This is a genomic window from Mucilaginibacter mali (genome assembly GCF_013283875.1).
Lineage (GTDB): Bacteria > Bacteroidota > Bacteroidia > Sphingobacteriales > Sphingobacteriaceae > Mucilaginibacter > Mucilaginibacter mali.
This window is the reverse complement of record NZ_CP054139.1, coordinates 4771837-4785960: the sequence shown is the minus strand read 5'-3', so window position 1 is coordinate 4785960 and position 14124 is coordinate 4771837. Positions and strand designations below refer to the sequence as shown.

The 14124-nt window shown below is 47.5% G+C and carries 12 protein-coding genes; 2 read left to right on the top strand and 10 right to left on the bottom strand.

The window, feature by feature from the left end; all coding sequences use genetic code 11:
• Window positions 1-31: 31 nt before the first annotated feature.
• From HQ865_RS20185 to kbl, 6 genes are read right to left on the bottom strand one after another with little or no spacing between them, the layout of a single operon-like run.
• Entirely contained in the window at window positions 32-613 is a 582-nt protein-coding gene (locus HQ865_RS20185) for a TetR/AcrR family transcriptional regulator (protein ID WP_173416638.1), read from the bottom strand.
• 5 nt (window positions 614-618) lie between these two features.
• Window positions 619-1038: a Rieske (2Fe-2S) protein gene (locus HQ865_RS20180; protein ID WP_237073501.1), complete on the bottom strand. Its 420-nt coding sequence runs from the start codon at window positions 1036-1038 to the stop codon at window positions 619-621.
• 2 nt (window positions 1039-1040) lie between these two features.
• A complete protein-coding gene (gene pheS / locus HQ865_RS20175; protein WP_173416636.1) occupies window positions 1041-2072 on the bottom strand; it encodes a phenylalanine--tRNA ligase subunit alpha in 1032 nt (343 codons plus the stop codon).
• Window positions 2073-2076: 4 nt separating this feature from the next.
• Entirely contained in the window at window positions 2077-2493 is a 417-nt protein-coding gene (locus tag HQ865_RS20170) for a PIN domain-containing protein (RefSeq protein WP_173416635.1), read from the bottom strand.
• Window positions 2483-2785 (bottom strand): DUF6364 family protein, encoded by a 303-nt coding sequence (locus HQ865_RS20165; RefSeq protein ID WP_173416634.1) that lies wholly within the window; start codon window positions 2783-2785, stop codon window positions 2483-2485. Before HQ865_RS20165 ends, HQ865_RS20170 begins: the two co-directional genes overlap by 11 nt.
• Before the next feature lie 47 nt (window positions 2786-2832).
• A complete protein-coding gene (kbl, locus tag HQ865_RS20160) occupies window positions 2833-4023 on the bottom strand; it encodes a glycine C-acetyltransferase (protein WP_173416633.1) in 1191 nt (396 codons plus the stop codon).
• 189 nt (window positions 4024-4212) lie between these two features.
• Here kbl and HQ865_RS20155 point away from each other — a divergent pair, with 189 nt between their 5' ends.
• Window positions 4213-6654: a DUF5686 and carboxypeptidase regulatory-like domain-containing protein gene (locus HQ865_RS20155; RefSeq protein WP_173416632.1), complete on the top strand. Its 2442-nt coding sequence runs from the start codon at window positions 4213-4215 to the stop codon at window positions 6652-6654.
• A gap of 220 nt (window positions 6655-6874) precedes the next feature.
• On the opposite strand, the gene katG is transcribed toward HQ865_RS20155, so the two are convergent.
• Window positions 6875-9094 carry a catalase/peroxidase HPI gene (gene katG, locus HQ865_RS20150; protein WP_173416631.1) on the bottom strand — a complete coding sequence of 740 codons (2220 nt, stop codon included), beginning with the start codon at window positions 9092-9094 and terminating at the stop codon, window positions 6875-6877.
• Between the two features lie 275 nt (window positions 9095-9369).
• On the opposite strand from katG, the gene HQ865_RS20145 reads away from it, so the two are divergent.
• The gene (locus HQ865_RS20145) at window positions 9370-10587 is read left to right on the top strand and encodes a glycosyltransferase (protein WP_173416630.1); all 1218 of its coding nucleotides are present in this window, start codon (window positions 9370-9372) and stop codon (window positions 10585-10587) included.
• A gap of 48 nt (window positions 10588-10635) precedes the next feature.
• Here the strand turns inward: HQ865_RS20145 and prfH are convergent, their stop codons facing one another.
• From prfH to def, 3 genes are all read right to left on the bottom strand, one after another.
• A complete protein-coding gene (prfH, locus tag HQ865_RS20140) occupies window positions 10636-11253 on the bottom strand; it encodes a peptide chain release factor H (RefSeq protein ID WP_173416629.1) in 618 nt (205 codons plus the stop codon).
• A 4-nt stretch (window positions 11254-11257) separates the two neighbouring features.
• The gene (locus tag HQ865_RS20135) at window positions 11258-12658 is read right to left on the bottom strand and encodes an RtcB family protein (RefSeq protein ID WP_173416628.1); all 1401 of its coding nucleotides are present in this window, start codon (window positions 12656-12658) and stop codon (window positions 11258-11260) included.
• Between the two features lie 473 nt (window positions 12659-13131).
• Window positions 13132-13704, bottom strand: coding sequence for a peptide deformylase (def, locus tag HQ865_RS20130; protein WP_173416627.1), 573 nt, complete (start codon window positions 13702-13704; stop codon window positions 13132-13134).
• Window positions 13705-14124: the final 420 nt, after the last annotated feature.

Sequence of the window (14124 nt, the reverse complement as noted above, 5' to 3'; positions counted from 1 at the left end):
GGCAATGGGGTAGATAGGATGAGGAAAAGATCTATATCGTTATCGCAGCCTTAACCAAATAAGGCAAGATCTCTTTTTGAAAGGAAACAAAATTCTTCCGCACGTCCGAATCGCTTACAGAGGTAAATGCGAAGCTGAATACGATACTTTTGCTGCATTTAATCAGGAAGCGCAGGCGCTGCATATAACTTTCGTGCTTGCGGATGCCGCCCAGTTGGGCAAACGAGGCGATGAGTAATTCCTCAAGTTCGTTACTCAGGTTTTTCAAAAACTCCTGCGAGTTGGTTGATTCGCGGATGAAATCCCAGCCGATGAACTCGTTGCAAACAGTGTACGAGAGGCGGCTGGTTTTGATGATGAGGTTGCTCAGGTGGGCTTCCTCGTCCATATCGGGGCTGTCGGTATTGATCAGTTCATCAACACTTACGCGGATGTAATCCATCAGCAGCGAGTGCAGCACAGCCTCCTTGCTATCGAAATATTTATAGATGGTAGCCTTGGCTATTTTGGCGCGCTTGGCAATCTCGTTCACGCTGGTTTTATGGTAACCAAACTTGCGGAACAGGTCCTGCGCGGCCCTTTTTATGCTATCCTTAATTTTGTCGGCTTCCATGCGTTTTAGTTGGTAACAAATAGTTGGAAATTACTAACATACGCATCATATGTCCGTAAAGATTTGCTGGCCGGCGCTTTTACCGGCGAACCATCGTTTAACGAGAACTTCGAGCCGCTGCAGGGATCGGTAACCGTAAAGCCCGTATCATCAATCGTAACAGCGCATTTGTTCTGTGGCTGGTAACTGCTGCAACGGTCGTAAGCGTGATATTGCCCCGCCGCATCGCGATAAAGCAGTAAACCGGCAATGCCATAACCCGAAACCACCACGGCGCTACCGGGGCTGTTAAGCTTATTGATACGCGTGTCCGAAAGGGCGGCCTGGAAATTTACGGGTATGCTGGGTATAATGTCGCCACTATCCTTTCCGCACGAAAATGCGGTGAATAAAATAACAACAACTATACCCAGCTTCCTTTTCATCACTAAATAATTTCTGTTTTAAACTGCTTTAAAAAGCGTGTATCGTTCTCAGAGAATAAACGCAGATCGCGGATAACCCATTTAAGGTTGGCAATACGTTCGATACCCATACCAAACGCAAAACCGGTGTATTTCTTGCTGTCGATGCCGCAATTTTCCAGTACGTTAGGGTCAACCATGCCGCAGCCTAATATCTCTACCCAGCCGGTGTATTTACACATGTTACAGCCCGAGCCCTTGCAGATGGTACACGAGATATCCATCTCGGCCGATGGTTCGGTGAACGGGAAGTACGATGGGCGGAAACGTACTTTAGTGCCTTCGCCATACAACTCCTGCACAAAGTGGTAAAGCGTTTGCTTCAGATCGGAGAATGACACGTTCTCGTCGATATACAAGCCCTCTACCTGGTGAAAGAAACAATGCGCGCGGGCCGAGATAGCCTCGTTACGATAAACACGGCCCGGCATAATAGCGCGGAACGGTGGTTTACCGTTCTCCATCATGCGCACCTGTACCGATGAGGTATGCGTACGCAGGGCGATATCGTTACCATCATCCTTTTTAATAAAGAAGGTATCCTGCATATCACGTGCCGGGTGTTCGGCCGGGAAGTTAAGGGCCGAGAAGTTATGCCAGTCGTCCTCAATTTCAGGGCCTTCAGCCACTACGAAGCCCAAACGTTTAAAAATATCGATGATCTCATTACGCACCAGCGATAGCGGGTGGCGCGAACCAACAGTATAGCCTTCGCCAGGCAGGGTAAGGTCCATATCGGTACCGCCGCTATGGCTTTCCGACTCGAAGGCCTCCTTGTACTCGTTAAACTTAGCCTCGGCCAATTGCTTAAACTGGTTGAGCACCTTACCCAGCACACGCTTTTCCTCGGGGCTAACCGCCTTGAACTGCTCGAACAGGTCCTTCACGATGCCTTTGGTACCCAAATATTTTATACGGAACTCTTCCAGCTGCGCCGGGTTGGCCGGTGCAAATTCGTCTATCTCTAATGTATACTGGTTAATCTGGTCTTGCATTGTATTATAATATCGTTCTTAAAAATTGTTCGGCAGTCAATACCGGGATGGTTGAATGTTTATAATCCTTTAAGTTACGTGTTAGGATAAAGTCGCACTTGTTTTGCATCGCAATATGGTATTGAATGCTGTCTTCAAAATCAGAATGATCACTACTTACTGCTAATAATATATGTTGTTTTTCAAATGGAAAAACTTTAAGAATATCGGTCACATTTTTTATGATATCCTTTGCTGTTGCCTTATTTACATGTTTTCTTATCAGATAATGAACATTAGCGAGTATCAGTGCGGATGTTGTTAATTCATATTCCGGAAAAACGCCATCAAACAATACCTGACTATACTTGAAAAATGGCTGGCGTTGAAAAATTAGATCTAAGATAATGTCGCTATCAATAAAGACTTTTTTATAGATCATATTTCTTCTCTAAATATTCATGCCTGGCATCGCTTGCAAGTTTCTTCAGATCAGTATTTTTTGAGATATTAATCTTTATAACGCCGGTAAGCGATTTGATCTTATCTGATATTTCGATATTGTTCAATTTTGCTAAGAAATCGTCATCTTCAGTTATTTGATCGCTATCTATTTTTTCGCTCACAAATTCTGAAAACAGCTTAGATAAGCTGGTTTTGTGCTTGGCAGCATATCTTTTGGCTCTATCAACAAAAGCATCTTCAACGCTCAAGGTTAGTTTTGTACTTGCCATAACTCCAATCTTTATACGTGCAAATATAAATAATTTATACGTATAAGTTATTTAATCACCCCCAATTCCTTACCCACCTTGGTAAAGGCCGCTATTGCCTTATCCAAATGATGCCTATCGTGCGCTGCGCTGATCTGTACGCGGATGCGGGCTTTGCCCTGCGGAACTACCGGGTAATAAAACCCGATCACATAAATGCCTTCTTCCAGCATTCTGGCGGCAAAGGTTTGGGATAGTTTGGCATCGTACAGCATAACCGGCACAATAGGGTGCACGCCAGGTTTAATGTCAAACCCTGCGGCGGTCATCTGCTCGCGGAAGTATTGGGTATTGCCTTCCAGTTTATCGCGCAGCCGGGTGGTCTCGCTCAGCATATCCAGTACCGCAATCGATGCACCGGTGATGGCCGGGGCCAACGTATTACTGAACAGGTACGGACGCGAACGCTGACGCAGCATATCGATGATCTCTTTACGGCCTGATGTAAAACCACCCGATGCGCCGCCCAATGCTTTACCCAAGGTGCCGGTGATGATATCGATACGGCCCATTACGTTATGGTGTTCGTGCGTGCCGCGACCGGTTTTGCCCATAAAGCCTGAGCAGTGACTTTCATCTATCATTACCAGGGCGCGGTACTTATCGGCCAGGTCGCATATTTTATCAAGCTGGGCGATGGTACCATCCATACTAAATGCGCCATCGGTAACAATGATGCGGTGGCGGCAGCCTTGGGTAGCTTTTAATTTTTCTTCCAGGTCGGCCATGTCATCGTGCTTGTAGCGTTGACGTTGCGCTTTGCAAAGGCGTACGCCATCTATGATAGAAGCGTGGTTCAACTCATCGGATATAATGGCATCTTGCTCATTAAACAGTGGTTCGAATACGCCGCCATTGGCATCAAATGCGGCAGCGTAAAGTATGGTATCTTCGGTGCCTAAAAATTCGGCTATTTTTTGTTCCAGCTGTTTGTGAATGTCCTGCGTGCCACAAATAAAGCGTACCGACGACAGGCCATAGCCGTGCGTGTCCATTACTTTTTTAGCGGCTTCTATAACTTTGGCATTGCCCGAAAGCCCAAGATAATTATTAGCGCAGAAGTTAATTACTTCCTGCCCGCCCTGCACGATGATATCGGCACCCTGCGGCGAGGTGATAATGCGTTCGCGTTTATACAATCCGGCTTTTTCAATTTCGGCCAATTCCTGTTCAAGCACAGGCTTTAAAGTATCATACATAAGCTGATGGTTTTAATTGGCAAAATTAAACATTTTATAAGCCTCACCCAAACCCTCTCCACAGGAGAGGGCTTAAAAAGTTATAAAGTCTCCCCTTTGGGGGAGATTTAGAGGAGGCTAACCGCATTGCCTGCATTTTATTATGCGTACATACAAACATTTAGTGTGCAAACCTGCTTATGTGATGTAATGAAGCCGTTTTTATTACTGTTGATGGTTTGGGGTATAGCTTTGCATACATCGGGGCAAACCTACCAGCTATCGGGCCGGGTTACCGATATGCAGGGGCAACCTATAGGCTTTGCATCGGTGTATATTAAAAATACTACTTACGGTACTTCTGCAAACGAGAACGGCAATTATTCCTTTGATCTTAAACCCGGCACATACGATGTGGTATACCGCTTTGTGGGTTATAAACAGCGGATAGAGAATATCAGTATTAGCAGCAGCGATGTGCATCGCGATGTAAAGATGCTGGCCGATAGCTTTATCCTTAAAACTGTAGTTGTGCGAGGTAAAAGAGGTGATGCCGGCCGGGAAATTATGCAGCACGCCATCGAAAAACGGGCCTACTATCTAAACCAGGTAAAAGCATACAGTGCAACGGTTTACATTAAAGGTGTACAAAAGCTGCTAAAATCGCCTAAAAAATGGTTGGGCAGGGATGTGGCCCGGGTATTGGAACTGGACAGTAGCGGTAAAGGCATCCTTTACCAATCCGAATCGCTTTCTACTTACGATTTTCAGCAGCCCAAAAAAGTGAAAGAGGTGATGATCGCCTCGAAGACGGCGGGGCAGAATAGCGCTTTCAGCTATAATAAAGCGTCGGACATGGAGGTGAATTTTTATCGCAGCCTGTTTCATGTGCAAGGTTTAAGCCCCCGTGGATTCGTATCACCGGTAGCATCCGAGGCCATGTTTTTTTACAACTATAAACTTTTGGGTTCTACTACCGAAAATGGTTACACCATTCATAAGATACAGGTGATCCCCAAGCGCACGCACGACCCGGTTTTTCGCGGGGTGATCTATATTGTTGATGGCGACTGGCGCATTTACGGCACCGACTTACTGATCACCAAAGACGCCAATATTAATTTGGTGGATACCTTAGAGATCAGCCAGCAATACATCCCCGTAAGAGATAGCATCTGGATGCCGGGATCGGTACAGTATAATTTTAAGGGCGATGTGCTGGGTTTTAAATTCGAGGGGTATTATGCGGGCATCTACAATAACTACAATCTTGATCCGCAATTTCCGGAAGGGCATTTTAATGGCGAGATCATGCGGATAGATACCGCCGCCAATAAAAAGGATGATGCCTATTGGGCGCAAACCCGCCCGTTGCCGCTTACCCCGCAGGAGATGCGCGATTACCGGAAAAAGGACAGTACGGCTACTATCAGGCAATCGCTGCCCTATCTCGATTCGGTTGAGCATGCCAGTAACCAATTAAGCCCGTTCAATTTTACAGTTACGGGGTACAAATATTCCGACCGGAAAACAGGCGAGGTGCTTTACTTTTATCCATTTTATCAAACCATTTATTATAACACAGTTGAAGGATATGGCCTGATACCTAAAGTGAAATTTACAAAAACTTTTGAGGATGGCCGTTACTATGCCATTACCCCCACGGTACGCTACGGTTTCGCCAACAAAATGTTCAATGCCAATATTAACCTGGCCTATAATTACGATCCGCCGCACCAGGGCATGCTTTTCGGGGCGTTTGGCAGCGATATATTAGACCTGAGTGATGCAGGCACCCGTTCGCTTACCTTCAATACCTTAAGTTCGTTACTGAACGAGAATAACTTTGTGAAATACTACCGCTCGCGCTATGCCAAACTGGGTTACCAGCGCGAACTGGCCAACGGTATCCTGTTCAACGGCGAGGCATCATACGCTATCCGCGATCAGCTGTATAATACATCCGCCAATCATATCTTCGATAATAAGAATAAAGAATATACATCCAACAATCCGGTAACGCCGCTGGCCGAAACACAACTGTTCCCCCATCATAACGCGTTAACCTTAAAAGCATCGTTATTGCTCACTTTCGATCAGCAGTATGTTACCCGACCCACAGGCCGTGTTTACGAAGCGCCTGAACTGCCACAATTACGCTTGAACTACCGCAAAGGCATATCGGGCGTGAATTATGACTTTGCCTCGGCCGACCTTTTCGACGACCGTTTTTCGTTAGGCCTGTTCGGGTTTACGGCTTATAAGATCTCGGTGGGTAAATTCTTTAACCGCAGTACGCTGTACTTTATGGATTATAACCACTTTGTGGGCAACCAGGGTAGCGTATTCGATCCTGATATCGGCAACTTCCACTTCCTGCCGTTTTATACCTACAGTGCCAATAACGAATATGTGGAGGCGCACTGGGAGCATAACTTTACCGGCAATATCTTCAATTACATTCCGGGCCTGCGTAAGCTAAAGCTGGAAGAGATAGTAGGGGTAAACTACTTGACCGAATCGAACAAGAATAATTACTACGAGTTTTACTTCGGGGTTAAGCGCCTGTTCTTCCGTTTTGATTATGGTTTTGCTTATGATGGGAATAATAAGCTAACCCAGGGCATCAGGATATTTTATGGGTTGAAATAATGCGTCGGAAACCTCCTAAACGAATTGTCGATAGAGCAGGCGTTGGGAAAAGAAAAGGGCGCGAAAGAGAAATCTTGTACGCGCGACAAGTATGTCGTATAAGATTTCTCACCCTTACCCAGCTTTTCGCCACCCTCCAAGGGATTCGAAATGACAAACTTTTTTACATAAAAAAGGCGGACCAAATCTGGCCCGCCTTTCGCTATTCGTTTTTTAGATACTACTTCAAATCAAACCTGTCCAGGTCCATTACCTTGGCCCAGGCCGCGGCAAAGTCGTGCACAAATTTTTCTTTGGCGTCGTTGCTGGCGTAAACTTCTGCCAATGCGCGTAATTCAGCGTTCGATCCGAATGCCAGGTCGGCGCGGGTGGCGGTCCATTTCAGGGCGTTGGTGGCGCGGTCGCGGCCTTCAAACATATCTTGTGCATCAGACGTGCTGCTCCAGGCGGTGCCCATATCCAGTATGTTCACAAAAAAGTCGTTGCTTAATGTACCCACCGTATGGGTTAAAACACCGTGGCTCGAGTGATCGAAGTTGGTAGCCAGTGCGCGCATGCCGCCAACAAGAACAGTCATTTCGGGCGCGGTGAGGGTTAGCAATTGGGCTTTATCCACCAAAAATGCTTCGGCCTTATCGGCATAGCGTGGTTGTATATAATTGCGGAAACCATCAGCAACAGGCTCCAGCGCGTCGAATGATTCTACATCTGTTTGCTCTTGTGTAGCATCGCCGCGGCCCTGCGAGAATGGTATGCTGATGGTGTGGCCCGCGTTTTTGGCTGCCTGTTCAACACCGGCAATACCGCCCAAAACAATCACATCCGCCAGCGATACCGCTTTGCCAAACGATTTTTGTACGCCTTCCAGCTTTTCTAAAACGGTTGCCAGTTGCGCTGGATCATTCACCTCCCAGGTATTTTGCGGGGCTAAGCGGATACGGGCGCCGTTGGCGCCACCGCGCTTATCCGAACCGCGGAAGGTTGATGCAGATGCCCAGGCGGTGCTAACCAGTTGAGATACGGATAAGCCCGAGTTAAGCAAATGGTTTTTTAGGGTGGCGATGTCCTCGTCGCTTAACTGCGGGTTGGTGTTTGCCGGGATAGGGTCCTGCCAGATCAATACTTCGGCAGGTACCTCAGCGCCAAGATAACGCGAACGCGGACCCATGTCACGGTGCGTCAGTTTAAACCAGGCACGCGCAAAGGCATCAGCAAACTGATCGGGGTTTTCATAAAAGCGTTTGGAAACTTCCGCATAAGCAGGGTCAACTTTTAAGGCCAGATCGCTGGTCAGCATGGTTGGGGCATGGCTTTTTTCGCCGTCGTGGGCATCGGGTACGGTATTGGCACCAGCGCCGCCTACTGGTTTCCACTGGAACGCGCCGGCCGGGCTTTTGGTTAATTCCCATTCATATTCAAACAGGTGCTTAAAAAAATCGTGGCTCCATTTGGCAGGGGTGGTTGTCCATGCACCCTCCAGTCCGCTGGTGATGGTATGGCCCGCGTTGCCGCTGCCATAGGTGTTTTTCCAGCCCATGCCCATTTCCACCAGGCCGGCACCGGCGGGTTCCTTGCCAACGTATTGGCCGGCATCGGCAGCACCGTGGGTTTTACCAAAGGTGTGGCCGCCGGCTATCAGGGCAACGGTTTCCTCATCGTTCATGGCCATCCGACCGAAAGTTTCGCGGATATCGCGGGCAGATGCCGCCGGATCGGGGTTGCCGTTAGGGCCCTCGGGATTAACGTATATCAGGCCCATTTGTACAGCCGCCAGCGGGTTTTCCAGTTGGCGGTCGCCTTCATAGCGTTTATCGCCCAGCCATTCCTTTTCAGCGCCCCAATAGGTATCTTCAGATGCTTCCCAAACATCGGCACGGCCACCGCCAAAGCCGAAGGTTTTAAAACCCATCGATTCCAGCGCGCAGTTGCCGGCCAGGATCATCAAATCGGCCCAGGAAAGGTTTTTGCCGTATTTTTGTTTCACCGGCCAAAGCAGGCGGCGGGCTTTATCAAGGTTAGCGTTATCAGGCCAGCTATCAAGCGGTGCAAAGCGCTGCAGGCCGCGACCGCCGCCACCCCGACCATCAGAAATACGGTACGTACCCGCGCTGTGCCAGGCCATACGGATCATAAACGGACCGTAGTGGCCGTAATCGGCAGGCCACCAGCTTTGCGATGTGGTCAGTACATCAACAATGTCTTTTTTAACAGCGTTCAGATCTAAAGATTTAAAGGCTTCGGCATAATTAAAATCCTTATCCATCGGGTCGGACAGGTTAGAGTTTTGACGCAGTACCGACAGGTTCAACTGGTTTGGCCACCAATCGCGGTTACGTGTGCCGCCGCCGGCGGTTTGCTTCAGCTGGCCGTTAAGGAACGGGCATTTACTCTCTGCCTTAGGATGGTGCTCATTAGAAAAATGAAGGGTGTTGTTTTCCATAATCCGGGTTGTTTTTAATTAGATAGATCAAATATAATATAGTTAAATTCTAAAAATAGCAAATATCATATCGAATTTATCGATAGGAAATCGGGCTTGTCTATTCTGGAGTGATTATGGTTATGCAGGCAACCGGCAATCAATTTTTAACGTTTAGTAATTACATTATTAACCCTGGCGCACAATCCGTTAACAATACCCCGCGCAAATGCCCGTTTCAACGTATATTGGTTTTTATTTGATAATTTTATATCAACACCAATTAATTTAAACAAATGCTGATTAACCGAAACATTATTTGCCAGAGTAGTACCGAGTGGGGTGGTAATTATATCAAGGCTTCGGTCGAGATCATGCGGGTATTATCTCAACAGAATAAATTGCTCTTTGTAAACAGCCCCAATACGCTTTCAGAGGTGTTGGCAACCTTACGTGGTAAAAAAAACATTGATATTAAAAAGGCGCTGGGCTTTAAAAACCGGCTGGAAATAATTAATACCGTTGGCGATAGCAAAGCCTACCTGCTTACGCCACCCATAGGTTTAACTATTAATTTTTTACCACCGGTGTTATATAAATTAGGATTAAGGTTTAATGCCTGGCAAGTGCGCCGTAGTGTAAAAAGCGCGTTGCGCAAATTGAACATGAACCACGATTTGGTACATGTGGTGGCCTATAACCCCGGCATGGGCCTGATGAACGGCCGGAAATACGGCGAAAAATCGTTAGTGTACCATTGCTATGATGATATAAACAGCAGCGATGCATGGCTGCGTAAGCATGGTATCTGGCTTGAAAAGGCCTTTATGCCAATGATAGATGGGATAATAGTTACATCGAAAACCCTGTTTAAAATGAAAAGCCCCTTTTGCCCCAACTGCTTTATTGTAAATAATGCCGCCAATTACGATCTGTTTAGTCTCGGCTTTCACCAGGGCGTTACGGGGCAGCAGGTGATTGGTTATATAGGATCGGTAGATGACAGGATTGACTACAGTGTTATGGAACACCTGTTTATAAATATGCCCGATGCGCGCTTTGTGTTTGTAGGCCGTGTATTAAGCCAGCGTGGTTTAGCCGTATTGAAGAAATACCCGAACGTAAGCGTGGAGGGCCCTAAAACCCCGGCCGAATTGCCGGCTTACCTGAAGACATTTTCGTTGGGGGTGATCCCTTTTGTGAACGATACCTTTACCAGTTGTATCTATCCTATGAAGATCAACGAATACCTGGCTTCGGGCTTACCGGTGGTAAGCACCGATTTTGGCGATATGAGCGATTTTAGGGAAGTGGTAAGCATAGTTGAAACTAAAGAAGATTTCCTGCAGCACGTAAAGGATGAGATAGCTGCCGACTCACCCGCGAAACGGCAAGCCCGCCAGGACATAGCCAAACAAAACACCTGGTTGAATCGCGCGCAGGAAATGTCGGACGATATTTTGAAGATAGAAGCGATGGCGGCTGTGAAAAAGGAGTCACAGCTTAATTTATAAAAGGCCCAATTATAGAGATCATACATAATTGGGCCTTATGTTTATGCGCTAAATCAATGGCGTACGGATGGTTTTTACCGGGTTGCCGCGTTGCAAATTGTGATGTTCCATCCAGCGGTTTTGCTGCTGCTCCATCAGTTGCTCGGTTTGCCAAAGCATTACTTTAGTTTGCAACCGCTCAAGGCAAAGCTTTTTATTCTCCAGTTGCGATCGGCTATCCATAGCCAAAACCTGCAAGCCCGACGGGAGGTGGGTACCCCGTACGGCCGTTTCTACCTTATTTACGTTCTGTCCGCCCGGGCCTGATGAACGACAGGTTTCCAGCTTTACGGCGTTCGGGTCCCATTGCATCAGTTGTTGCACATCAAAGGCAGCTACGCCCACAAACCAGTTTTTACGTTTATGATATTTGCGATACGGGCTTTGCGCTATCCATTGTACGGTACCGGTCCATTCCTTAATAAAGGCTTCGGGCTGTTCGGTCTCGCACATCAATGCCGATGAAAGCAGCGTGCCGTTGATATCGCCGGGTTTGCTTTCCAATACGCTTAGTTGGATGCCTAATTGCTTCGCCTGTTTGATGATGAGGCTTTGCAGGCAGGCAACAACCCGGCAACATTCTGCCGGGCCTTTGCCTGATGTGATCTGTATAATTATCTTTTTCATCACATTACTCCTTGTTCATGCGGACGATCCGTGGTAAAAATTTACCCTCGATATTAACCAGCGCCTGTTGCGCGGCAATAACCGCATCGATATCCTTATAAGCCAGCGGATTCTCTTCAACCGTGCCACCAATCAGGCTTACACCGGCGTTAGTCAACAACTTTTTCATGGCCGAAACGGTCATGCTGTCCTTAGCCCTTTGCCGGCTCATGGCCCTGCCCGCACCGTGCGATGCAGAATATAGCGAATCGCCAACGCCTTTGCCGGTCACCAGGTAGGCCGGGGTAATCATGCTGCCGGGGATGATGCCCCACTCGCCCGCGTGTGCCGACGTGGCGCCCTTGCGGTGAACAATCACTTCCTGCCCATCGGCCAGGGTATCCTTCCAGGCAAAATTGTGGTGGTTTTCTACAATGTGGATAGCTTTTAATCCCAGCGCCTTCAGCAGGTTGGCATGGATCCGGTCGTGACAGGCTTTGGCGTAATCGCCGGCCAGTGTCATGGTTAGCCAGTATTCCTGCCCGCTTTCGCTGTTCATATCAAGCCAGGCCAGTTGCTGCGCATGGCGCGGCAGTTTGCAGGTATTCATGGCTACCTGGGTGTAATGCCGCGCAATGGCCGATCCTAAACCCCTGCTTCCCGAGTGCGTTAATAACGCCACGTATTTTTTAGGCGCTAATCCCAGCGCGTTACCGGCGTGCATCTCTATCTCGCCAAACTCCACAAAGTGGTTGCCCCCGCCAGATGTGCCTAATTGCCTTACTGCTTTGCTGCGCAGGGGCCTCAAAAAACCAATCTGGTTAAATACGTCACTGTCCAGCACTTCATGCTCCTGCCGGGTATCAAGGCCGCCTTCCATGCCAAAATGGGTGTGGCTTTTTAAAGCCTGCTTAATTTGATACTCAAAGCGCTTAATAAAGCCATCGCTTTCATCAATAATAGAAAGCGCCATGCGGCAGCCGATATCCATACCCACGGCATAAGGGATCACCGCGTTACGCGTAGCCAGCACGCCACCAATCGGCAAGCCGAAACCCATATGCGCATCGGGCATTAAAGCGCCCTGCACGCTAACGGGTAATTGCGTTGCCAGTTCCATTTGTTTTTTGGCAGATGTTTCTACTCCCTTGCCGCCATAAATTTTACAGGGTGCCGGTTCGTCCTTTAGGTCGTAAACCTTAAAAAGATGCTCTTCGGTTTTGCCCATTAGTTTTTCGGCTATCCTGCCGGTTTGCTCATCACCCAAAAATGCTTCGGGGTTGTTTTTGATATTCACCAGCAGATCCAGCAGTTGCTGCTTGCTGTGGTGTTTAAAGTTTTTTGAGGCTATGCCGATAACCAGGCTTCGCAGCTGATCGTTATGGTAACCTATTTTACTTAAGTCTTTTGTTCTTAAATTGCCCATTTGGGTTATGTTTCTAATTCCAGGTATACCTGTTTGGGGCTATGCCTGGGTATGTTTTTAAAATTGTATTGATCTGATAAGCCGCTTTAATACGGCACAACAATTCATGCTGATCCATGGAACAACATTTAATTGTTATTAAAATTGATGGTGATTCCGTTTCGTCCTCGAATAAGGATATACCCTTTTAGTACGCTCAGGAAAAAGCCGGAAGGTTTGCGGCAGGCGAAATAATCATACAGTGCGCAAAAACTACCATATTGATATTTTTAGTAAGATGTACAGTTAATGCCTGCCTGTTTAGGCAATGAGCGAAAGGGGCGATATGTAGATTTGCGCTGTCATGATTCCTTGATATTTAAAAGGTTAACAAATCAGGAATTGCTTACAAATATAGTATTTAATTTAATTGGCAACAAAAAAAGCTCAGGGCGTTTAACCATGAGCTTTTACATATCGACAGGAAATAGGGCTTATCTCCCCTTTTTAACCGCCGGGAATTTCATTTTATAATCCACATCTACAATGCCGCGCGATATCTCGTTCAGCTTTTTCTCTATCAGGCGCTTGCGTAGCGGACTTAATTTATCGGTAAATAACTTACCCTCAATATGGTCATACTCGTGCTGGATAACGCGGGCGGCCAGGCCTTTAAAAACTTCTTCGTGATGCTTCCAGTTCTCGTCGTAGTAGGATAGGCGCACAACCGGCTTACGGTATACATCCTCGCGGATATCGGGGATGCTCAGGCAGCCCTCGTTAAAGGCCCATTCTTCGCCCGTTTCTTCTTCAATACAGGCGTTGATGAATACCTTTTTGAAATTCTCCAGTTCGGGTTCTTCATCGGCAAATGGCGTAGCATCAACCACAAACAGGCGCATCGAGTGGCCAACCTGCGGGGCCGCCAAACCCACGCCGCGGGCAGCATACATGGTTTCGAACATATCCTCGGTAAATTGCTTAATATGGGGATATTCTTCGGGAATAATATTGGTAGCCTTTCTGCGTAAAACCGGGTCTCCGTATGCGATGATAGGTAATTTCATCCGGCAAAAATACGGGTTTTTATTTTTGGAACAAAAAAGGGGTGGTCATTGGTGTTCCATATTATTGGTTTGTGCTGTTATTAACGGTAGTCTGCTCATAGCCGCAGGGGCTTAGTTAGTTTTTTCGTGGTGTTTTTGTTTTTTAAAGCACTCAAGAGGGCTACGCCGTTTGGCTTGGCCCAAAAGTAACCAAAACCCAAGTCATAAAAAAGCTTCCGCCCGCCCTGCGTGGGCAGCTATCCGCCGGAGGCGGCTGCCCACGGCATTCCCCCCAACACTGGCCCGCTTTTATGACAGCCCCGCGCTCTTTTAGGGAAGGCAAATCCGACAGCGGTTTGCTTCCGGCAAGATCAGGCAAAACGATGGTGGCCTCGTGTGCCGGAAAGGGGAAGCGGATTTGCCTGAAGCGGTGGCCTTGCG

Bases quoted from the DNA above. Each gene is read 5' to 3' on its own strand.
- pheS (WP_173416636.1), bottom strand. From the start codon at position 2,072: ATGCAAGACCAGATTAACCAGTATACATTAGAGATAGACGAATTTGCA.
- HQ865_RS20165 (WP_173416634.1), bottom strand. From the start codon at position 2,785: ATGGCAAGTACAAAACTAACCTTGAGCGTTGAAGATGCTTTTGTTGAT.
- HQ865_RS20145 (WP_173416630.1), top strand. From the start codon at position 9,370: ATGCTGATTAACCGAAACATTATTTGCCAGAGTAGTACCGAGTGGGGT.
- kbl (WP_173416633.1), bottom strand. From the start codon at position 4,023: ATGTATGATACTTTAAAGCCTGTGCTTGAACAGGAATTGGCCGAAATT.
- HQ865_RS20155 (WP_173416632.1), top strand. From the start codon at position 4,213: ATGAAGCCGTTTTTATTACTGTTGATGGTTTGGGGTATAGCTTTGCAT.
- katG (WP_173416631.1), bottom strand. From the start codon at position 9,094: ATGGAAAACAACACCCTTCATTTTTCTAATGAGCACCATCCTAAGGCA.
- prfH (WP_173416629.1), bottom strand. From the start codon at position 11,253: ATGAAAAAGATAATTATACAGATCACATCAGGCAAAGGCCCGGCAGAA.
- HQ865_RS20180 (WP_237073501.1), bottom strand. From the start codon at position 1,038: ATGAAAAGGAAGCTGGGTATAGTTGTTGTTATTTTATTCACCGCATTT.
- def (WP_173416627.1), bottom strand. From the start codon at position 13,704: ATGAAATTACCTATCATCGCATACGGAGACCCGGTTTTACGCAGAAAG.
- HQ865_RS20135 (WP_173416628.1), bottom strand. From the start codon at position 12,658: ATGGGCAATTTAAGAACAAAAGACTTAAGTAAAATAGGTTACCATAAC.
- HQ865_RS20185 (WP_173416638.1), bottom strand. From the start codon at position 613: ATGGAAGCCGACAAAATTAAGGATAGCATAAAAAGGGCCGCGCAGGAC.
- HQ865_RS20170 (WP_173416635.1), bottom strand. From the start codon at position 2,493: ATGATCTATAAAAAAGTCTTTATTGATAGCGACATTATCTTAGATCTA.